Raw genomic sequence first — 21,100 nt, forward strand, 5'->3', positions numbered from 1 at the left:
CGGCCCAGTGCAGGCCGGCCGCTCTCCCCACTCGGAGGGTGGTCGGCCTTCTCGTCCCCCAGGAGAGGTGTGCCCGGATGACAAGCACGGTCCCCGCGCCCAGTACGCATCCCCAAGCTCTCAACTCCGTGCGAGCAGGGGAGACCCCACCGGCCGAAGACCCCGCCCTCCAGGCGGTCTTCCTCGACATGGACGGCACCCTCGTCGACACCGAGGGCTTCTGGTGGGACGCCGAGAAGGCGGTCTTCGCCGAGCTCGGGCACCAACTGGACGAGGCCTGGCGGGAGGTGGTCGTCGGCGGGCCGATGACCCGCAGCGCCGGCTTCCTCATCGAGTCCACCGGCGCCGACATCACGCTCCCCGAACTGACCGTGCTGCTCAACGACCGCTTCGAGGCCCGCATCGGCAGCCGAGTACCGCTCATGCCGGGCGCCGCACGGCTGCTGGCCGAACTCCGGTCGTACGACATCCCCATGGCCCTCGTCTCGGCCTCGCACCGGCGCATCATCGACCGGATCCTCCCGTCGTTCGGCCCCGACGCCTTCGCCCTCACCGTCGCCGGTGACGAGATCGCCCGCACCAAGCCGCACCCCGACCCCTATCTGCACGCGGCGGCCCGGCTCGGCGCCGACCCGGCGAGATGCGCGGTCGTCGAGGACACCGCGACCGGAGTGGCCGCCGCCGAGGCGGCGGGCTGCCGGGTGGTCGCCGTACCTTCGGTGGCGCCGATCGCCCCCGCGGACGGCCGCGTCGTCGTCGCCTCGCTCGAAGAGGTCGATCTCGCATTTCTCCGGACCCTGATTACGGGAATGAACTGATCCGGACACCCAGCGTGGCTTTCGCGCGGCTTTTTGAATAGGCGGAAACACAGGGCAGCGAAGCATGTGTATGGCGTGAGATCCCTTATTGGGAATTCACGCCTCCGTACATGTATTCCTTGGGTGAGCTTGGTCACTGGACGGTCCGTCGGCACGGGTGCGGCAACGCGAGAACCCCGGTCGGCGGGCCGTTTTACCTACCCTTGTGTCCCGATTGGTGAAGACCTGTACGAAAGGTCCCGTACTCCGGCGTGCCAACCCCGGAGCAGGGCACGGGTAGGGCGGCCCCCGCATTCCCACTAATCTCAACGCGAGAACTTCGCCGCACCCCTCTGCGGTTCGGTATCCGGCCCGGTCCGCCCGCCCCAACAGGCGGAAAATGGCGAAGTGTTCGTACAAAAGCTGCATTGCATTGCAGTGCCGGTTGAGGGAGAACTTCCAGGATGAACCGCAAGACTCTGGTGCTGCCGGCGATCGTCGGCCTGCTCACGCCCGTACTCGCCGCCTGCGGCAGCTCGGACAGCGGGAATGCGGCCGGCAAGCCCATTGTCGTGGGCACCACGGACACCTTCGAGGCGACGCCGGAAGGGCCGGCCCCCTTCGACCCGGCCCACGCCTACGACGTCGGCGCCTGGAACATCCTGCGGCCGTCCCTGCAGACCCTGATGCGCGTCCCCCGCGGCGGCGGCGCACCGATCCCCGAGGCCGCCGAACAGTGCGGCTTCACGGACACCGAGAACACCAGCTACCGCTGCAAGCTGCGCCCCGGACTCCAGTTCTCCGACGGCAAGCCGCTGGACGCCGCCGACGTGAAGTTCTCCATCGAGCGCTCGCTGAAGATCAAGGACAAGACCGGCCCCGTCTCCCTCCTCACCAACATCGACACCGTCGAGGCCAAGGGGGACAACGAGGTCGTCTTCCACCTCAAGACGTCCGACGCCACCTTCCCGTACAAGCTCGCCACCCCCGCCAGCTCCATCGTCGACAACCAGGTCTACGCCCCGGACAAGCTCCGTGCGGGCTTCGAGGTGAGCGGCTCCGGCCCCTACACGGTCAACATCGAGGCCAAGGGCAAGGCCGTCACCAAGGCCGTCTTCACCAAGAACCCCCTCTACAAGGGCAGCGTCGAGCTGAAGAACGACAAGGTCGAAATCCGCTCCTACGCCAACTCCACAGCCATGGAGAAGGCGCTCAAGACCGGCGAGATCGACATGATGTCGCGCACCATCACGCCCGAGCAGATCAACAACCTGTCCACCTCCCAGGACCAGAAGATCAAGCTCGTCGAGCTCTCCGGCCTCGAAATCCGCTACCTCGGCTTCGACACCACCGACCCGTCGGTCAAGAACAAGGCCGTGCGCCAGGCCATGGCCAGCATCATCGACCGCACCAAGCTCACCAGCACCGTCTACGGCTCCACCGCCGAACCGCTCTACTCGCTGATTCCCACGACCATCACCGGTCACAAGAACTCCTTCTTCAACAAGTACCCCAAGGCGGATCCCAAGAAGGCGGCGGACCTGCTGCGCGACGCGGGCATCAAGACCCCGGTCAAGGTCACCCTCACGCACACCACCGACCACTACGGCGCCGCGACGAAGAAGGAGTTCGAGGTCCTGCAGCAGCAGCTCAACGACTCCAAGCTCTTCGACGTCACCCTCCAGGGCGTCAAGTGGAGCACCTTCAGCCCCGACCAGAAGGCCGGCAAGTACGCCGTGTACGGCATGGGCTGGTTCCCCGACTTCACGGACGGCGACAACTACGTCGCCCCGTTCCTGGACAAGGACAACTTCCTCAACAGCCCGTACACCAACAACGAGATCCGCTCCTCGCTCATCCCGCAGTCCCGCCGCGAGGCCCAGCGCGGCTCCGCCACCCCGGCCTTCGAGAAGATCCAGGACATCGTCGCCGAGGACGTGCCGATCCTCCCGCTGTGGCAGGGCAAGCAGTACATCGCCGCCCGCAGCGACATCACCGGCACCGAATGGGCGGTCAACTTCGCCGCCGACCTCCAGCTCTGGGAACTCGGCCGCGGCGTCGCCTGACCAGGACCCCGTTCCGGGCTCCATCTCCGGGGCGGGGCCCCGTCCTGGGACCCCGCCCCGGCGCCCTTCCACCCCCCCCACGTACGAGTACGACGCAAGTCCCCCACGAAAGATCTGAGACAGCGGTGCAGATACGCAAGCCATGGCTGACGGCCCCCCTCGCCGCCGGACTCTCGGCAGGCCTCCTCGTCGGCTGCGGCAACGCCAGCAGCAGCAACGGCGAAGGCAACACGACCGGAACCGGCAAACCCGTCACCATGGGCATGTCCGACGAGATCAAGGCCACCGACCCGGCATCCGGCTACGACCCCGGCTCCTGGCTCCTGTTCAACAACGTCTTCCAGTCACTGATGGCGTTCCCCAAGGGCGGCTCCGAACCCGCACCCGAAGCCGCCGAGAGCTGCGCCTTCGACGAGGGCAGCACCGTCTACCGCTGCACCCTGCGCAGCGGCCTCACCTTCAGCAACGGCAACGCGCTCACCTCCAAGGACGTCAAGTACTCCTTCGAGCGCACCCTGAAGATCAACGACCCCGCCGGTCCCGCCGTCATGCTCTCCTCCATCAAGAGCATCGAGACCCCCGACGACCAGCACGTCGTCTTCCACCTCAAGGTCGCCGACGCCACCTTCCCCAGCAAGATCGCCTCCGGTGCGGGATCGATCGTCGACCACCGCGAATACCCGGCCGGCGCACTGCGCACCGACCACAAGGCGGTCGGCTCGGGACCGTACCGGCTGGACTCCTTCGACAAGGGGCAGGCCGTCTTCACGGTCAACAACAGCTACCGCGGCACCGCGAAGATCAAGAACACCGGCATGACCCTCAAGCTCTTCCACGACAACCAGAAGGCACTGGGGGAGTCCCTCAAGAAGGGCGAGATCGACCTCGCCTACCGAGGCCTCGACGCCAAGGAAATCGCCCGCACGGAGACCAACGACCTCAGCGGCGACAACCCCGTCGAAGCCGTCGAGGGCAGCAGCGCCGAAGTCCACCACCTGGTCTTCAACACCAAGGACCCCGTCGCGGGAAAGCTCGGCGTCCGTCGCGCCATCGCCCACCTCGTCGACCGCGACGCCCTCGTCCGCGACGTCTACCGCTCCACCGCCACCCCGCTGTACTCGATCGTCCCGGCCGGCATCTCCGGCCACAACACCGCCTTCTTCAACCGGTACGGAGGCCGCCCGCAGCCCGCCAAGGCCAAGCAGGCACTGCGTGAAGAAGGCATCACCGGCAAGGTCAAGCTCACCCTCTGGGCCACCCCCAGCCGCTACGGACCCGCCACCGTCCAGGAGTTCAAGGCCCTCGCCCGGCAGCTCAACCGCAGCGGCCTGTTCGACGCCGACGTCAAGTCCGTCGGCGAGGAGCAGTACGAGAAGGACATCGCCGCCGGAAAGTACGGCGTCTACGTCAAGGGCTGGATCCCCGACTACCCGGACCCCGACAACTTCACCCAGCCCTTCTTCGGCAAGGGCAACGTCCTCTCCAACCACTACGAGAACACCGAGATCACCCGCCGCATCCTCCCCGGCGCAGCGGCCGTCGCCGACCGCGGCAGCACCAACGAGGAATTCGGCCGGCTGCAGAACCTGGTCGCCGAGGACGTACCGGTCCTCCCGCTGTGGCAGGGCAAGCAGTACGCCGTCGCCCGCAACGACGTCGCAGGCCTGGAATGGACCCTCGACAGCTCGACCGTCTTCCGCTTCTGGGAAATCAGCAAGGGCTGACCGCACAAGCGGTACAGACAGAACGGGCTGTACACGCAGAACAAGCGGTACAGGCAGTACGGGCGACACAGCCAGTACGCGGAAGGGCCCCCGCCGGAATGTCCGGCGGGGGCCCTTCCCCTCGTGCTCGTAACGCTCAAGCGCTCCGTACCGCTAGCTGCCGCCCGCGCCGGGACGGACCAGGCCGCTCTCGTACGCATAGACCGCCGCCTGCACCCGGTCGCGCAGCCCCAGCTTCGTCAGCACGTGCCCGACATGCGTCTTCACCGTCGTCTCGCTCACGAACAGGTCCGCCGCGATCTCCGCGTTCGACAGACCGCGCGCCACCAGCTTCAGGACCTCCACCTCGCGCTCCGTCAGCGTGTGCAGAGTGTCCGGCATCTCGTCCTCGCCGGACGGAAGATGATCCGCGTACTTGTCCAGCAGCCGACGCGTGATGCTCGGCGCCAGCATCGCCTCACCCGCCGCCACCACCCGGATCGCCTGCACCAGCTCGTGCGCGGGCGCGTCCTTCAGCAGGAACCCGCTCGCCCCCGCCCGCAGCGCCTCCACCACGTACTCGTCCAGATCGAACGTGGTCAGCACCAGCACCTTCGCCGGACCGTCCCGGCCGGGACCCGTGATCTGCCGGGTCGCCTCGACACCGTCCATCCGCGGCATCCGGATGTCCATCAGCACCACATCGGGCTGCAACGCCCGCACCTGATCGAGCGCCTGCAGACCGTCCCCGGCCTCACCGACGACCGCAAGATCCTGCTCGGCCTCCAGAATCATCCGGAATCCGGTACGCAGCAGAGGCTGGTCGTCGACCAGTAGGACGCGGATAGCCACAGGTACTCCTTCGCTAGACGGCCCCATTCTGCCCTGCCCACCACCCGGGCCCACGGCCCCCTACTCCGACACCTCCCGCGGACGGACCTCCAGCGGGTACAGCGGCGGGGTGCCGCCGAACTCCGGGCACACCGCCTGGTGGTCGCACCAGCCGCACAGCTTCGTCGGACGGGGACGCCACTCGCCCGTCTCCGTCGCCTCCTTGATCGCCTCCCACAGCGCATGCAGCTTCCGCTCCATCCGCTCCAGATCCACCTCGGTCGGGTCGTACGTCATCACGTCGCCGCTGCCCAGATACACCAGCTGAAGCCTGCGCGGCACGATCCGCTTCCACCGCCAGATCACCAGCGCGTAGAACTTCATCTGGAACAGCGCACCCTCCGCATACTCCGGACGCGGCGCCTTCCCCGTCTTGTAGTCGACGATCCGCACCTCGCCCGACGGCGCCACGTCCACCCGGTCGATCACCCCGCGCAGCCGCAGCCCCGACTCCAGCTCCGTCTCGACGAACAGCTCCCGCTCGGCCGGCTCCAACCGCGTCGGATCCTCCAGCGTGAACCACTTCTCGACCAGGTCCTCCGCCTGCCCAAGCCACCGCGACAGCCGCTCGCCCCCGGCATCCTCCGCGAACAGCCCGGACAGCTCCGGCTTCGACTCCAGCAGCCGGTCCCACTGCCCCGGCACCATCGCCCGCGCCTTCGGAGCCGTCCGCTCCACCGCCGGATCGTCGAACAACCGCTCAAGGACGGCATGCACCAGCGTCCCCCGGGTAGCCGCCTCACTCGGCTTCTCCGGCAGCTTGTCGATCACCCGGAACCGATACAGCAGCGGGCACTGCATGAAGTCGCTCGCCCGTGAGGGCGACAGCGAAGTGGGCCGCCTCGCCGCGGCCGCCGGACCGGTACTCGTATTCATGACTCCGACCCTACGGCCCACCACCGACAACGCCCCTCTACCATCGACGGCAGACCCTCCCGCACTGCATGATCGGGGCAATGCCCCGCACAACGGCATCAGGGAGACAGAGGATTTACGAACGTTTTCCGTACGATGTTCCACCGGCGAGACGAAGCAGCACCAACGAAGGGACACCGTGGACGAGAGCGGCGACAGCGGACGCCCCAAGCCCGGCACGGACACGACGGACGCCACGGACGCGACGGACATGACGGGCACCACGGACGCCAAGGGCACCACGGACGCCACAGGTACCAAGGGCACCACGGACGCGGCGGACAGCACGGACCCGACGGACGCCACGGACGCGAACGACGCCACCGACAAGGCGAGCGCCACCGACAAGACGGGCACCGCCGAGGCCGCTGCGACCACGGGCAAGTCGAGCGCCGCCGACACCCTCGCGACCACGGGCAAGACTGACGTCGCCGGGGTCACCGCGACCACGGGCAAGTCGAGCATCGCCGAGGCTGCTGCGACCACGGGCAAGTCGAGCGCCGCCGACACCCCCGCGACCACGGGCAAGACTGACGTCACCGACGCCCCCCCGACCACGGGCAAGCCGAGCACCGCCGGGGCCGCTGCGACCACGGACAAGGCGAGCGCCGCCGGGGCCACCACGACCACCGACAAGACCGCCGCCGCCGACGCCCCCGCGACCACCGGCACGGCGGACACCACCGACGCCCCCGCGACCTCGGGCGCGACCGGTGCCCCGGCCAAGGGCGGCCCCGAACGCCCCGGCGAGCCCGGTGGCGGCCTCCTCATGGGCCGCCCCTTCGGCGTCCCCGTCTACGTCGCCCCCAGCTGGTTCGTCGTCGCCGCCCTCATCACCTGGGTCTTCGGCGGCCAGCTCGACCTCGTCCTGCCCGAACTCGGCGCCGCCCGCTACCTCGTCTCCCTCTTCTTCGCGGTCGCCTTCTACGCCTCCGTACTCGTCCACGAACTCGCCCACACCGTCGCCGCCCTCCGCTTCAAACTCCCCGTCCGGCGCATCCAGCTCCAGTTCTTCGGCGGAGTCTCCGAGATCGAGAAGGAGACCGAGACCCCCGGCCGCGAATTCGTCCTCGCCTTCGTCGGCCCCCTCCTCTCCCTCGCCCTCGGCGGCGTCTTCTACTTCGCCATGGGCCTCGTCGAAGCGAGCACCGTCCCCGGCGTCCTCCTGGCCGGCCTGATGGTCTCCAACCTCATCGTCGCCGCCTTCAACCTCCTCCCCGGCCTCCCGCTCGACGGCGGCCGCATGCTCCGCGCCGTCGTCTGGAAAATCACCGGCAACCCCATGACCGGCACCGTCGCCGCCGCCTGGATCGGCCGCGCCCTCGCCGTCGCCGTACTCATCGGCCTTCCCCTCCTCACCCACACCGGCGCCCTCGGCAACCGCACCCAGGACATCACCGGCATGGACACCGTCCTCGACGCACTCCTCGCCGCGATCCTCGCCGCCATCATCTGGACCGGCGCCGGCAACAGCCTCCGCATGGCCCGCCTCCGCGAACACCTCCCCGACCTGCGCGCCCGCACCCTCACCCGGCGCGCCGTCCCCGTCGAATCCGCCACCCCCCTCTCCGAAGCACTCCGCCGCGCCAACGAAGCAGGCGCCCGCGCCCTCGTCGTCGTCGACGGACAGGGCGAACCCACCGCCGTCGTCCGCGAAGCAGCCATCGGCGCCGTCCCCGAGCACCGCCGCCCCTGGGTCGCCGTCAGCGGCCTCGCCCAGGACCTCACCGACCGCCTGCGCGTCCCCGCCGAACTCGCCGGCGAAGCCCTCCTCGACCGGCTCCGGGCCAACCCCGCCACCGAATACCTCGTCGTCGAGGAAACCGGCGAGATCTACGGAGTCCTCTCCACCGCCGACGTCGAGCGCGCCTTCGTCAAGGCCATGGCCCGCCCGCAGTAGGGCCCCCGGCGGACGGGGACGCGGCACGAGGCCCGTCAAACAGCCGGTAGGCTGGTCACATGTCCGAACCGACCGGTGCCGCCCGACGACGCGGGCCCTTCAAGGTCGGGGACCAGGTCCAGCTGACTGACCCCAAGGGCCGCCACTACACGTTCACGCTCGAAGCCGGGAAGCAGTTCCACACCCACAAGGGTGCCTTCTCGCACGACGAGCTGATCGGGGCGTCCGAGGGCAGTGTTGTCCGTACCACGGGGAACGTCGCCTACCTGGCTCTCCGCCCCCTGCTCCCCGACTACGTCCTGTCCATGCCCCGCGGCGCAGCCGTGGTCTACCCCAAGGACGCGGGGCAGATCCTGGCCTTCGCCGACATCTTCGCCGGCGCCCGCGTCGTCGAAGCCGGAGTGGGCTCCGGCGCCCTCAGCGCCTTCCTGCTGCGCGCCATCGGCGACCACGGAATGCTGCACTCCTACGAGCGCCGCCAGGACTTCGCGGACATCGCCCAGGGCAACGTCGAGCGCTACTTCGGCGGCCCCCACCCCGCGTGGACCCTCACCGTCGGCGACCTCCAGGACAACCTCTCCGACACCGAGGTCGACCGCGTCGTCCTCGACATGCTCGCCCCCTGGGAAACCCTCGAAGCCGTCTCCAAGGCGCTCGTCCCCGGCGGCATCATGTGCGCGTACGTCGCCACCACCACGCAGCTCGCCAGGACCGTCGAGTCCATCCGCGAGATCGGCTGCTTCGCCGAACCCCAGCCGTGGGAGTCGATGGTCCGCAACTGGCACGTCGAAGGCCTCGCAGTCCGCCCCGACCACCGCATGATCGGCCACACCGGCTTCCTCGTCACCGCCCGGCGCCTCGCCGACGGCGTCGAGCCCCCCATGCGCCGCCGCCGCCCCTCCAAGGGCGCCTACGGCGAGGACTACGAGGGACCCAACAAGGAGCGCGGCAACAGCCAGCAGGCCTGACACCTGCCCGCCGCCCCAACAGACCGGCGCCGCCGTCCAGTTCCCGGACCGACACGAGAACTGGACGGCGGCGCCTTCCCGTTGCCCCTTCGCCTTCGCCGTACGCAACCACCGCGCGAGCCTGCCGCACGCAGCCACCGCGCGAGCCTGCCGTACGCAACCACCGCGCGAACCCCCTGCCCGCAACCTCCGCACGAGGCCTCCGTACGCCTCCGCACGAGGTGCCCGTACGCAACCCCGCCACACGGCCTCCGTACGCAAACCCGGCACGCAGTCTCCGTACCAAGACTTTGCCCGCGGGCCCGCACCCCGGCGTTCCGCCCCGCCCACCCCGTGTGGCACGATGCCAGCCTCCCTCCCGTCGCCGGCGCCCCTCCCGGCACAGCCCACAGGAGACACCCCGCGTGCAGACCCCCGCGCTCCCGGACCTCGCACACACCCGGCCCCGCGCGATGCACTGGCTGGCCACCGCCGCCGCCACAGCCGCAGTCGTCGCCCTCGCAGGACTGATCCAGCCCGCAGCGGCCACCGCCTCCAGGGCCACGCCGCAGAACGCCCCCGGCGGCCCGGCGGCCGCCCGCCCCGCCCCCGACGCGGCAGCCGCCACGTACCCGCTGAAATGCCGCGGCGGCAAGCACCGCGTCGTGCAGCACGCCTCCGGCGACCTCGACGGGGACCACCACCCCGAAACCGTCGCCGTCGTCCGCTGCGAGAGCGGATTCGGCACGCCCCCCAGCGGAATCTACGTACTCACCGCACCCCACCGCGTCGTCGCGACCCTCCTCGACCCCGCCGACCAGCAGAACGCCACCGACTTCGCGATCACCGGCGACACCGTCACCGCGACCCTCCTCGGCTACTCCGCCGAGACCGTCGCCCGCTGCTGCCCCGACACCAAGCAGAAGATCAAATGGCAGTGGCGGAACGGGAAGTTCACCCGCTCCGCCACCACCGACGCCCGCGGCGTCTGACCCGCGACCGGGCCGGAAGGAACTACTCCGCCTCCGGCCCGTACACCTCGACCCTGTCCGAAACGCGACGTACATGAATACAGTCGCCCGGGCACTCCTTCGCGGAGTCCACCACATCGTTCAGCAGAGTCAGCGGTACCGGCGTCGTGGCCCCGGGGGCCTGCAGCAACTCGTCGTCACTGCTCTTCACGTACGCCAGCCCGTCGATGTCGAGCTCGAAGACCTCCGGCGCGTACTGCGCGCAGATCCCGTCGCCGGTGCAGAGGTCCTGGTCGATCCACACCTCAAGAGGGTCCCCGACCTGGGCACCTTCTGCGGTGGGAGCCTCTTCCTGCACGGTCATATCTCCTGCCGTTCCCTGCGCGGTATGCACCAATTGAAGCCAGCCCTGACGGGTGTTGAACACTTCGACGATACAACCGCCCGCTTTCCGATGTTGCTGGGTGGGTATCCCCCCAGTGTGAGGGAGTACGCAAGGGTGAAGATCAGACACTCCTCGATCCTGTTTGTGATCTAGGGGTTTCAACCAGCACCCACCCAGGTAGGGTCAGGAAGCGTCCAGCTCCCCTTGGAGGAGGTGAGGACCGTGGCAGCCCACGACGACGACATCAACCGCGGCATCCGGCCCGCGCGAGGGTCCGAGGACCCCGCCGGACAGGTTGCCTATCTAGAGCAGGAAATCGCCGTCCTGCGACGCAAGCTCGCCGACTCTCCGCGTCATACGAGGATTCTCGAAGAGCGGATCGTCGAGCTGCAGACCAACCTGGCAGGCGTGTCCGCCCAGAACGAGCGGCTCGCCAACACACTCCGCGAGGCCCGCGACCAGATCGTGGCCCTCAAAGAAGAAGTGGACCGGCTCGCACAGCCGCCGGCCGGCTTCGGTGTGTTCCTGGAAGCCATCGAGGACGGCACGGCCGACATCTTCACCGGGGGCCGCAAGCTCCGGGTGAACGTCAGCCCAGGCGTCGAGCTCGAAGAGCTCCGACGCGGTCAAGAAGTGATGCTCAACGAAGCACTCAACGTGGTCGAAGCCATGGAGTTCGAGCGCGCCGGGGACATCGTCACCCTCAAGGAAATCCTTGAGGACGGCGAACGCGCCCTGGTCACCGGGCACACCGACGAGGAACGGGTGGTCAGGCTCGCCGAGCCGCTGCTGGACGTCACCATCCGCCCCGGCGACGCCCTGCTGCTGGAACCCAGGTCCGGCTACGTCTACGAAGTCATCCCGAAGAGCGAGGTCGAGGAACTCGTCCTCGAAGAGGTCCCGGACGTCGACTACGAGAAGATCGGCGGCCTGGGCAACCAGATCGAGCTGATCCGCGACGCGGTCGAACTCCCCTACCTCTACCCCGACCTCTTCAAGGAGCACGAACTGCGGCCCCCGAAGGGCATCCTGCTCTACGGCCCGCCCGGCTGCGGCAAGACACTCATCGCCAAGGCAGTCGCCAACTCCCTTGCCAAGAAGGTCGCCGAAGTCACCGGCCAGCCCGCAGGAAAGTCGTACTTCCTCAACATCAAGGGACCCGAACTCCTCAACAAGTACGTCGGCGAGACCGAGCGCCACATCCGCCTGGTCTTCCAACGTGCCCGCGAGAAGGCGAGCGAAGGCACCCCCGTCATCGTCTTCTTCGACGAGATGGAATCCCTCTTCCGCACCCGCGGATCCGGCGTCAGCTCGGACGTGGAGAACACCATCGTCCCCCAGCTGCTCGCCGAGATCGACGGCGTGGAAGGCCTGGAGAACGTCATCGTCATCGGCGCCTCCAACCGCGAAGACATGATCGACCCCGCGATCCTCCGACCCGGACGACTCGACGTCAAAATCAAGATCGAGCGCCCGGACGCGGAAGCGGCCAAGGACATCTTCGCGAAGTACCTCAAGGCAACCCTGCCACTGCACTCCGACGACCTCGCCGAACACACCGGCTCCAAGGACGCCGCAGTACACGGCATGATCCAGTCCGTCGTCGAGCAGATGTACGCGGAATCCGAGGAGAACCGCTTCCTGGAAGTCACGTACGCCAACGGCGACAAGGAAGTCCTCTACTTCAAGGACTTCAACTCCGGCGCGATGATCCAGAACATCGTCGACCGGGCCAAGAAGATGGCGATCAAGGCCTTCCTCGACCACAACCAGAAGGGCCTGCGAGTCGCGCACCTCCTCCAGGCCTGCGTGGACGAGTTCAAGGAGAACGAGGACCTGCCCAACACCACCAACCCCGACGACTGGGCCCGCATCTCCGGCAAGAAGGGCGAGCGGATCGTCTTCATCCGCACCCTCGTCACCGGAAAGCAGGGCGCGGACACCGGGCGCTCCATCGACACGGTGGCCAACACAGGCCAGTACCTGTAAATCACAGCCCGGCTGCGGATACCTGCGGACACCCCGCCCGGTATCCGCAGCCGACTGCATTCCACCGGAGACCAACGGCAACCGCAGAAACCCACCGGAAACCACAGCACAACCCAGCCACAACACAGCAATGACGGTATTGATCTCCCCACCAGCGCAAAGGCGTTCTAGGCTCTTCCCTACCGCCACCGCCGGACGCACAGTGCGGGGACGGGCACCGCACACGCACCCGAAATCCAGCGGTACTTGAGCGCCGCCCCAGGACGGGGGCAGCGCCGGGCAAGGAGGGCCGCATGACCGTACGGCGAGTAATGGGCATCGAGACGGAATACGGAATCTCCGTCCCCGGGCACCCCAACGCCAATGCCATGCTCACCTCGTCCCAGATCGTCAACGCCTACGCGGCGGCGATGCACCGGGCGCGCCGCGCCCGCTGGGACTTCGAGGAAGAGAACCCGCTCAGGGACGCACGGGGCTTCGACCTCGCCCGCGAAGCAGCCGACTCCAGCCAGCTCACCGACGAGGACATCGGCCTGGCCAACGTCATCCTGACCAACGGCGCCAGGCTCTACGTCGACCACGCGCACCCCGAGTACAGCTCCCCGGAAATCACCAACCCCATGGACGCCGTCCTCTGGGACAAGGCCGGCGAACGCATCATGGCCGAAGCCGCCGAACGCGCGGCCCAGCTCCCCGGCGCCCAGCCGATCCTGCTCTACAAGAACAACACCGACAACAAGGGCGCCTCCTACGGCACGCACGAGAACTACCTGATGAAGCGGGAGACCCCCTTCTCGGACATCGTGCGCCACCTCACCCCGTTCTTCGTCTCCCGCCAGGTCATCACCGGCGCCGGACGCATCGGCATCGGCCAGGACGGACACGAACACGGCTTCCAGATCAGCCAGCGCGCCGACTACTTCGAGGTGGAGGTCGGCCTGGAGACCACCCTCAAGCGCCCCATCATCAACACCCGCGACGAACCCCACTCCGACGCCGAGAAGTACCGCAGGCTGCACGTGATCATCGGTGACGCGAACCTCTCCGAGATCTCGACGTACCTGAAGCTGGGGACGACGGCGTTGGTGCTGTCCATGATCGAGGACGGCTTCATCAACGTCGACCTCGCCGTGGACCAGCCGGTGCGCACCCTGCACCAGGTCTCCCACGACCCCTCCCTGCAGCATCTGGTCACGCTGCGCAGCGGCCGCTCACTGACCGCCGTACAACTGCAGATGGAGTACTTCGAGCTGGCCAGGAAGTACGTGGAGGAGCGGTACGGGGCCGACGCCGACGACCAGACCAAGGACGTCCTCACTCGGTGGGAGGACGTGCTGAACCGTCTGGAGAACGACCCGATGAGCCTGTCCGGGGAACTGGACTGGATCGCCAAGCGGGAGCTCCTGGAGGGCTACCGCCGCCGCGACAACCTCGAATGGGACGCGCCCAGGCTCCACCTGGTCGACCTCCAGTACGCGGACGTACGGCCTGACAAGGGGCTCTACAACCGTCTGGCGGCCCGCGGAAAGATGAAGCGGCTGCTGGACGAGAGCGCGGTCGAGCGGGCCGAGACGAAGCCTCCTGAGGACACCAGGGCGTACTTCCGCGGCCGCTGCCTGGAGCAGTACGCGGACGACGTCGCGGCGGCCTCCTGGGACTCGGTGATCTTCGACCTGCCGGGGCGGGACTCGCTCCAGCGGGTACCGACGCTTGAGCCGCTGCGGGGCACCAGGAACCACGTCAAGGAGCTGCTGGACAGGTGTCGCACGGCGGACGAACTGGTCCGGGTGCTGTCGGGCGGCTGATGTGCGGCTGATGCGCGGCTGACACACGGTGGCGCGGCTGAAATGCGCGACAAGTGGGAATCACAGAAGTACGGAGCGGATGTCGGACCCCGGTTATAGGGTCTGATCAAGGGTCCGGTAAGCGACCAGCAGCAAAAGCATCCAACCGAGCGGGGTGAGGTAGAGATGGCGACCAAGGACACCGGCGGCGGACAGCAGAAGGCGACGCGTTCCACCGAGGAGACCGAAGAGCAGACTGCGGAGGCGCAGGGCTCGGAAGACCTCAAGGAACGACAGGAAAAGCTTTCGGACGACGTGGACTCTGTACTCGACGAAATCGACGACGTGCTTGAGGAAAATGCCGAGGAGTTCGTGCGCGGATTCGTACAAAAGGGCGGTCAGTAGGGCAAATCGGACACGGTTCGGGTTGTGAAAGAGAAACGCTGTACGGGATGCTCTCGAGTTCTTCCTCTGGAGCAATTCGCTGCCAACCGTTCGCGGCCTGATGGGCTTCAAGTCAGGTGTCGACAATGTGTCGCGGAATATGGTGCTCAGCATTACCGTCGACGCCAAGAAGCGCTGGGAAAAGCGGTTCGCGAAAAAGTGCATGTTCCGCCTGGCTACAAAGAGTGCCGCGGTTGTGGCCAGATCAAGCCGCACAGCGAATGGCATCGCAATGCCACCGCTTCGGACGGGTTGGCCACGCGGTGCAAACCGTGCCGGGCGGAACAGGGGCGTGCCGACCACCTGAAACGCTCCTACGGCCTCACCGAAGCCGAACGCGACGAAATGATCGCCTCCCAAGCCGGCGTCTGCACGATCTGTCTGAAGGCTCCCGCCGTGCATGTGGATCACTGCCACGAGACGGGTAGGGTCCGAGGCGTACTGTGCTTCAACTGCAATGCGGCCATCGGCCAGTTGGGAGATGATCCCGACACCTTGCGTCGGGCCATCGCATACCTGGAGGGAAACGCGTGGAAGCCAACACTCGTAGCACCGGGCGTCTACCAGCTGCCTTCCTGACGCCCGGGTCGTCCTCGTTCATGGACTTCCTCGGTGAGCACTCGCCCGAGATGCTCCCCGGCAACCGGGTGCTGCCGCCCGTGCAGGGCGTCGTCGAAGCGCCGCACGGGACGACCATCGTGGCCGCCTCGTTCCCCGGCGGGGTCGTCCTCGCCGGCGACCGGCGCGCGACCATGGGGAACATGATCGCCCAGCGCGACATCGAGAAGGTCTTCCCGGCCGACGAGTACTCGGCGGTCGGGATCGCGGGCACGGCCGGTCTGGCCGTCGAGATGGTGAAGCTCTTCCAGCTTGAGCTGGAGCACTTCGAGAAGGTGGAAGGCGCCACGCTCTCGTTCGAGGGCAAGGCGAACCGCCTCTCGACGATGATCCGGTCGAATCTCGGAATGGCCATGCAGGGGCTGGCCGTTGTGCCACTCTTCGCCGGTTACGACGTCGACCGCGAGAAGGGCCGTATCTTCTCGTACGACGTCACGGGCGGCCGCTCGGAAGAACTCGGGTTCGCGGCCACCGGGTCGGGTTCCGTGTTCGCGCGCGGCTCGATGAAGAAGCTGTACCGGAAGGACCTGACGGAGCAGGAGACCACGACGCTGGTCATCCAGGCGCTCTACGACGCGGCCGACGACGATTCGGCGACCGGCGGGCCCGATGTGGCGCGGCGGATCTATCCGATCGTGACCGTCATCACGGAGGACGGTTTCCGGCGGTTGACGGACGACGAGTCCGCCGAGCTGGCCCGGACGATTCTGGAGAAGCGTCTGGTGCAGCCCGACGGTCCGCGGGCCGCGCTGCTCTGAGTTCCGGGGTTCTGTGTGAATTCCCGAGATTCTTCAGCTTCTTTGATGTTTTTGCCTCTGACAGAAAGGGACGGATAGCCGGTGTCGACGCCGTTCTATGTCTCACCCCAGCAGGCCATGGCCGACCGGGCGGAATACGCTCGGAAGGGCATCGCCCGTGGACGCAGCCTGGTTGTGCTGCAGTTTGCCGACGGCATTGTCTTCGTCGGCGAGAACCCGTCCCGTGCGCTGCACAAGTTCAGCGAGATCTACGACCGGATCGGCTTCGCGGCCGCCGGCAAGTACAACGAGTACGAGAACCTGCGGATCGGTGGCGTCAGGTACGCCGATCTGCGCGGGTACACCTACGACCGTGACGATGTGACGGCGCGCGGTCTGGCGAACGTGTATGCCCAGTCGCTCGGTTCGATCTTCTCCAGCAATGCGGAGAAGCCGTACGAGGTGGAGCTGGTGGTCGCCGAGGTCGGTACGGAGCCGGAGGGCGACCAGATCTACCGGTTGCCGCACGACGGGTCGATCGTGGACGAGCACGGTTCGGTCGCGGTGGGCGGCAATGCCGAGCAGATCAGCAGTTATCTGGATCAGCGGCACCGTGACGACATGGGTCTGGCGGAGGCGCTGAAGCTTGCCGTGCAGGCGCTGTCGCGGGACACCAACGGTACGGAGCGGGAGATTCCGGCGGAGCGGCTCGAAGTGGCCGTGCTGGATCGTACGCGGCCGCAGCAGCGGAAGTTCAAGCGGATCGTGGGGCGGCAGCTGTCGCGGCTGCTTGAGGCCGACGGTGATGCGTCGGCGCCGACCGAGGTGCCTTCGGACACCGAGGAGGAGTAGTTCCCCAGGAGTCGGCGTGTGGCCCCGGACCGTGAGCGCGGTCCGGGGCCACACGTGTGTCAGGGCGCGGGAGGGGGCGGTGCGGTGGTGCCCCGTACGACCAGTTCGACGGGGAGGTCGGTGCTGTCGGGGGTCCGTCCCTCAAGCACGGCGATGAGGGCGGCCATGCCGCGGTTTCCGACCTGTTCGGCGGGGAGTCGTACGGTCGTCAGCTCGGGTTCGAGGGCGGTGGCGAGGGCGAGGTCGTCGAAGCCGGTGACGGAGACGTCGTCGGGGACGCGCAGTCCGAGGCGGTGCAGGGCCTTGCAGGCGCCGGCAGCGAGGATGTCGTCGTCGCAGATCAGGGCGGTGGGGCGGGTGGTGGTTTCGGTGAGGGTGCGGGTGGTGGCCTCGCGGGCGCTGTGCACGTCGAGGGCGGCCCGTACGGTGCGCAGCGAGGCGTCGGGGGTCGCGCCGAGGGTTTCGGCGAGTGCGCGGGCGCGCACGTCGAAGGTCCAGGAGTCGACGGCGGACGCGAGGTGGACGAAGCGGCGGTGGCCGAGGTCGAGGAGGTGGGCGGCGATCTGGTGCATGCCGTCGGCGATGGCGAGGTTGACGTGGGCGGCGGCGCCCTCGGCGCCACCAGTGCTTCCCGTGTCCCGGGTGCCCCCGGTGCCGTCGGTGTCGTCCGTGTCGTCGGGGTCGCTGTCGAGCATGACGAGGGGGAGGCCCGCGCTGCGCAGCGCGCCGAGTGCGCCGGTGGCCATGGAGGAGGCGATGACGCCGTCGAGGGCGGTGCGGGCGGAGGCGAAGGGGTCGCGGGCGGGGCCGATGCCGTCGGGGGAGGGGTAGAGGACGACGCCGAAGCCGTGCTCGGCGGCGGTGGCGGCGGCTCCGGCGTAGACGCGGGCGAAGAATTCGTTGGTGAGGGCGGGGACGACGAGGAGGGCGGTGCGGGTGCGGCCGAGGCGCAGGCTGCGGGCGGCCTGGTTGGGGCGGTAGCCGAGGTCGGCGGCGGTGGCGCGGACGAGTCCCGCGGTGCGTTCGGAGACGCGGCCCTGCCACTTGTCGCCGAGGACGAGGGAGACGGTGGCCTGGGAGACGCCTGCCGCCCGGGCGACGTCCCGGCTGGTGGGGGTGGTGCGGGCGGGGTGGGCGGGGGTGGTCACCGGGTTCTCCGTACGTGCCTGGGCCGGGGTCGTGCGGTGGACCTCCGGGCTGTGCACATGGTACGTATGACGCCGGACGTTATACGTAAAACCTGCGCGCTGACGGCGCCGAGGCGAAGGGCGGAACAGATGGCCGCGGGATACGCCGAACTGCTCGGGACGCGGCACGCCGCGCGCCTGCTGGCCGGGACGCTGGTGGGGCGGCTGCCGAATGCGACGGCGCCGATCGCGATCATGCTGTTCACCCGGGCCGAGGGCGGGAGCTACACGCTGGGCGGTGCGCTGGCGGCGGTGTACGGGGTGGCGAACGCGGTCGGGCAGCCGCTGCTCGGGCGGGCGGTGGACCTGAAGGGGCAGCCGAGGGTGCAGCTCCCGGCGGCGTTCCTGTCCGCGCTGGGTGTGCTGCTGCTGTGCCTGTCCGGCATCGGCCACCCGGTGCTCGCGTACGCGGCGGTGGTGGTCGCGGGTCTCTTCACGCCGCCTCTTGAGGGCGGGCTGCGGGCGCTGTGGCCGAGTGTGCTGGGGGACGGGGACAAGGTGCACCGGGCGTACGCGATGGACGCGGTCGCCCAGGAGATCATGTTCACGGTCGGCCCGTTGCTGGTGACGCTGCTGGTGTCGTTGTGGTCCCCGGCGGCCGCGCTGCTGGTGATCAACGGGATAGGTGTGCTGGGCGCGCTCTCGGTGGTGGTCTCGGAGCCGTCGCGCAAGTGGCGTTCGGCGCCGCGCGAGGCGCACTGGCTGGGGGCGCTGCGTTCGCCGGGTCTGCTGGCGCTGCTCGGGGCGTTCTTCTTCGTGGGGGTGGCGCTGGGGTCGATCACGGTGGCGGGGGTGGCGTACGGCGACGACCACGGGAAGTCGTGGGTGTACGGGGTGCTGATGGCGGCGCTGGGGCTCGGTGCGCTGCTGGGCGGTCTGGTGTACGGGGCGCGGCAGTGGGCGGGGGCTCCGGAGCCGCGGCTGCGGGTGATCGTGGCGCTGTTGGCGGCGGGGTATCTGCCGTTGATGCTGACGCCGGGGATCGTGGCGATGTCGGTGCTGGCGGGGGTGGCGGGGGTGTTCCTGGCGCCGGCGTTGGCGTGTGCGTTCATCGTGGTGGACCGTCATGCGCCGCGCGGGACGGTGACGGAGGCGTTCTCGTGGCTGGTGACGACGTTCGGGGTGGGTTCGGCGGTCGGTACGGGTGCGGCGGGGCCCGCGGTCGAACTGGGCGGTACGGCGGCGAGTTTCGCGGTGGCGTCGGTCGGCGGGGTGCTGGCGCTGCTGGTTCTGCTGTCGACGCGCCGGGTGCTGACGGTTCCTCCGGCTGACGGCCTGGTGGGCGAGGGAGGCGCAGCGGCCGTAAACATCGACGGGGCTTTTGAAAATGATCGAATCGGTGCCGTCGAACCCGGTTTCAGCTCAGGCCATCAGGCGTAATGTTCAGACATGGACCGCCGCATTTTCGGGCTGGAGAACGAGTACGGCGTCACGTGCACGTTCAGGGGACAGCGCCGACTGTCTCCTGACGAAGTGGCGCGCTACCTCTTCCGCCGTGTTGTGTCATGGGGCCGCAGCAGCAACGTCTTCCTGCGGAACGGCGCCCGCCTGTACCTCGACGTGGGATCGCATCCGGAATACGCAACACCCGAGTGCGACAACCTGACCGAGCTGGTCACCCACGACAAGGCCGGCGAGCGCATTCTCGAAGGCCTGCTCGTCGACGCCGAACGCCGCCTGCACGAGGAGGGAATCGCGGGCGACGTCTATCTGTTCAAGAACAACACCGATTCCGCCGGGAACTCCTACGGCTGTCACGAGAATTACCTCGTGGCCCGTCACGGTGAGTTCTCGCGGCTCGCGGACATCCTCATTCCGTTCCTGGTGACGCGCCAGTTGTTGTGCGGTGCGGGCAAGGTGCTGCAGACGCCGCGCGGTGCGGTGTATTGCGTGAGTCAGCGTGCCGAGCACATCTGGGAGGGCGTCAGTTCCGCGACGACCCGTTCCCGGCCGATCATCAACACCCGTGACGAGCCGCACGCGGACGCGGAGCGCTACCGCCGTCTGCATGTGATCGTGGGCGACTCGAACATGTCCGAGACGACCATGCTGCTGAAGGTCGGTGCCACCGATCTCGTGCTGCGCATGATCGAGGCGGGCACGGTGATGCGGGACCTGACGCTGGAGAACCCGATCCGGGCGATCCGTGAGGTCAGTCACGACATCACGGGCCAGCGCAAGGTGCGTCTCGCCAGTGGGCGGGAGGCGTCCGCGCTGGAGGTGCAGCGCGAGTACTACGAGAAGGCCGTGGACTTCGTCGACCGTCGCGGGATCCGTGAGGGCAATGTGGCGAGGGTGCTGGAGCTGTGGGGCCGGACCCTCGACGCGATCGAGGCGGAGGATCTGGACCGGATCGGCACCGAGATCGACTGGGTCATGAAGTACAAGCTGATCGAGCGGTACCGGGCGAAGCACAACATGCCCATGTCGCACCCGAGGGTCGCGCAGATAGACCTCGCCTACCACGACATCCACCGGCGCCGGGGTCTGTACTACCTGTTGGAGAAGAAGGGCCAGGCGGCCCGGATCTGCAACGACCTGAAGATCTTCGAGGGCAAGTCGGTGCCTCCGCAGACGACCAGGGCGCGGCTGCGCGGGGACTTCATCCGGCGGGCGCAGGAGCAGCGGCGGGACTTCACCGTCGACTGGGTGCATCTGAAGCTCAACGACCAGGCGCAGCGCACCGTGCTGTGCAAGGACCCGTTCCGGTCGGTGGACGACCGGGTGGAGAAGCTGATCGCGGGCATGTAGCCGGGACGCCGGCAGGAGGGTGATCGGGCTTTCCGGCGGGCGTGCGGCGGAGTGTTCTCACTCCCGGGGCCCCGTGGACCTTTGTCTGCGGGGCCCTCTGCACGCCCTCCGCCGTCCTGGGGGGACCGGGCCGTAGAGTGGCGGCCACTGACCAGTCCCAGCA

At 68.2% G+C, this 21,100-nt stretch carries 18 protein-coding genes; 14 read left to right on the forward strand and 4 right to left on the reverse strand.

The window, feature by feature from the left end:
- The first annotated feature begins 77 nt into the window (after positions 1 to 77).
- The 3 genes from ACH4SP_RS32115 to ACH4SP_RS32125 all read left to right on the forward strand — a co-directional run bounded on the left by ACH4SP_RS32115 (position 78) and on the right by ACH4SP_RS32125 (position 4,587).
- On the forward strand, positions 78 to 818 hold the full coding sequence (locus tag ACH4SP_RS32115) for an HAD family hydrolase (RefSeq protein ID WP_398420073.1): 741 nt from the start codon (positions 78 to 80) through the stop codon (positions 816 to 818).
- 443 nt (positions 819 to 1,261) lie between these two features.
- A complete protein-coding gene (locus ACH4SP_RS32120; RefSeq protein WP_398420075.1) occupies positions 1,262 to 2,863 on the forward strand; it encodes an ABC transporter substrate-binding protein in 1,602 nt (533 codons plus the stop codon).
- A gap of 125 nt (positions 2,864 to 2,988) precedes the next feature.
- Entirely contained in the window at positions 2,989 to 4,587 is a 1,599-nt protein-coding gene (locus ACH4SP_RS32125) for an ABC transporter substrate-binding protein (RefSeq protein ID WP_398420077.1), read from the forward strand.
- 153 nt (positions 4,588 to 4,740) lie between these two features.
- Here the strand turns inward: ACH4SP_RS32125 and ACH4SP_RS32130 are convergent, their stop codons facing one another.
- On the reverse strand, positions 4,741 to 5,418 hold the full coding sequence (locus tag ACH4SP_RS32130) for a response regulator (RefSeq protein ID WP_398420079.1): 678 nt from the start codon (positions 5,416 to 5,418) through the stop codon (positions 4,741 to 4,743).
- A 60-nt stretch (positions 5,419 to 5,478) separates the two neighbouring features.
- A complete protein-coding gene (locus ACH4SP_RS32135) occupies positions 5,479 to 6,333 on the reverse strand; it encodes a RecB family exonuclease (protein WP_398420081.1) in 855 nt (284 codons plus the stop codon).
- Positions 6,334 to 6,835: 502 nt separating this feature from the next.
- Between ACH4SP_RS32135 and ACH4SP_RS32140 the strand changes: the two genes are divergently transcribed.
- The 3 genes from ACH4SP_RS32140 (at position 6,836) to ACH4SP_RS32150 (ending at position 10,211) form a co-directional block, all read left to right on the forward strand.
- Positions 6,836 to 8,272 carry a site-2 protease family protein gene (locus ACH4SP_RS32140; RefSeq protein ID WP_398420306.1) on the forward strand — a complete coding sequence of 479 codons (1,437 nt, stop codon included), beginning with the start codon at positions 6,836 to 6,838 and terminating at the stop codon, positions 8,270 to 8,272.
- A gap of 59 nt (positions 8,273 to 8,331) precedes the next feature.
- The gene (locus ACH4SP_RS32145) at positions 8,332 to 9,240 is read left to right on the forward strand and encodes a tRNA (adenine-N1)-methyltransferase (RefSeq protein ID WP_398420083.1); all 909 of its coding nucleotides are present in this window, start codon (positions 8,332 to 8,334) and stop codon (positions 9,238 to 9,240) included.
- A 404-nt stretch (positions 9,241 to 9,644) separates the two neighbouring features.
- Complete coding sequence (locus ACH4SP_RS32150; protein ID WP_398420084.1) at positions 9,645 to 10,211, forward strand: hypothetical protein; 567 nt, start codon at positions 9,645 to 9,647, stop codon at positions 10,209 to 10,211.
- A gap of 22 nt (positions 10,212 to 10,233) precedes the next feature.
- Here ACH4SP_RS32150 and ACH4SP_RS32155 read toward each other — a convergent pair whose 3' ends face one another.
- Positions 10,234 to 10,554 (reverse strand): ferredoxin, encoded by a 321-nt coding sequence (locus tag ACH4SP_RS32155; protein ID WP_398420086.1) that lies wholly within the window; start codon positions 10,552 to 10,554, stop codon positions 10,234 to 10,236.
- A gap of 243 nt (positions 10,555 to 10,797) precedes the next feature.
- Between ACH4SP_RS32155 and arc the strand changes: the two genes are divergently transcribed.
- The 6 genes from arc to prcA all read left to right on the forward strand — a co-directional run bounded on the left by arc (position 10,798) and on the right by prcA (position 16,999).
- Positions 10,798 to 12,564, forward strand: a complete 1,767-nt coding sequence (gene arc, locus ACH4SP_RS32160; protein WP_362425058.1) for a proteasome ATPase — start codon at positions 10,798 to 10,800, stop codon at positions 12,562 to 12,564.
- Positions 12,565 to 12,857: 293 nt separating this feature from the next.
- Positions 12,858 to 14,369 carry a depupylase/deamidase Dop gene (dop, locus tag ACH4SP_RS32165; RefSeq protein WP_398420089.1) on the forward strand — a complete coding sequence of 504 codons (1,512 nt, stop codon included), beginning with the start codon at positions 12,858 to 12,860 and terminating at the stop codon, positions 14,367 to 14,369.
- Between the two features lie 165 nt (positions 14,370 to 14,534).
- A complete protein-coding gene (locus ACH4SP_RS32170; RefSeq protein WP_345224656.1) occupies positions 14,535 to 14,753 on the forward strand; it encodes a ubiquitin-like protein Pup in 219 nt (72 codons plus the stop codon).
- 24 nt (positions 14,754 to 14,777) lie between these two features.
- Positions 14,778 to 15,371 (forward strand): endonuclease domain-containing protein, encoded by a 594-nt coding sequence (locus tag ACH4SP_RS32175; RefSeq protein WP_398420092.1) that lies wholly within the window; start codon positions 14,778 to 14,780, stop codon positions 15,369 to 15,371.
- Positions 15,323 to 16,168, forward strand: a complete 846-nt coding sequence (gene prcB / locus ACH4SP_RS32180; protein WP_398420094.1) for a proteasome subunit beta — start codon at positions 15,323 to 15,325, stop codon at positions 16,166 to 16,168. The genes ACH4SP_RS32175 and prcB overlap by 49 nt, the downstream gene beginning before the upstream one ends.
- 81 nt (positions 16,169 to 16,249) lie before the next feature.
- A complete protein-coding gene (gene prcA / locus ACH4SP_RS32185; RefSeq protein WP_398420096.1) occupies positions 16,250 to 16,999 on the forward strand; it encodes a proteasome subunit alpha in 750 nt (249 codons plus the stop codon).
- Between the two features lie 59 nt (positions 17,000 to 17,058).
- Here prcA and ACH4SP_RS32190 read toward each other — a convergent pair whose 3' ends face one another.
- On the reverse strand, positions 17,059 to 18,147 hold the full coding sequence (locus ACH4SP_RS32190; protein WP_398420099.1) for a LacI family DNA-binding transcriptional regulator: 1,089 nt from the start codon (positions 18,145 to 18,147) through the stop codon (positions 17,059 to 17,061).
- Positions 18,148 to 18,276: 129 nt separating this feature from the next.
- Between ACH4SP_RS32190 and ACH4SP_RS32195 the strand changes: the two genes are divergently transcribed.
- Together ACH4SP_RS32195 and pafA are read left to right on the forward strand one after the other, a co-directional pair.
- Positions 18,277 to 19,566, forward strand: a complete 1,290-nt coding sequence (locus ACH4SP_RS32195; protein WP_398420101.1) for an MFS transporter — start codon at positions 18,277 to 18,279, stop codon at positions 19,564 to 19,566.
- 9 nt (positions 19,567 to 19,575) lie between these two features.
- Positions 19,576 to 20,937 (forward strand): Pup--protein ligase, encoded by a 1,362-nt coding sequence (gene pafA, locus ACH4SP_RS32200; protein WP_398420103.1) that lies wholly within the window; start codon positions 19,576 to 19,578, stop codon positions 20,935 to 20,937.
- The last annotated feature ends 163 nt before the right edge of the window (positions 20,938 to 21,100 follow it).

This window comes from Streptomyces sp. NPDC021093 (genome assembly GCF_044333135.1).
Lineage (GTDB): Bacteria > Actinomycetota > Actinomycetes > Streptomycetales > Streptomycetaceae > Streptomyces.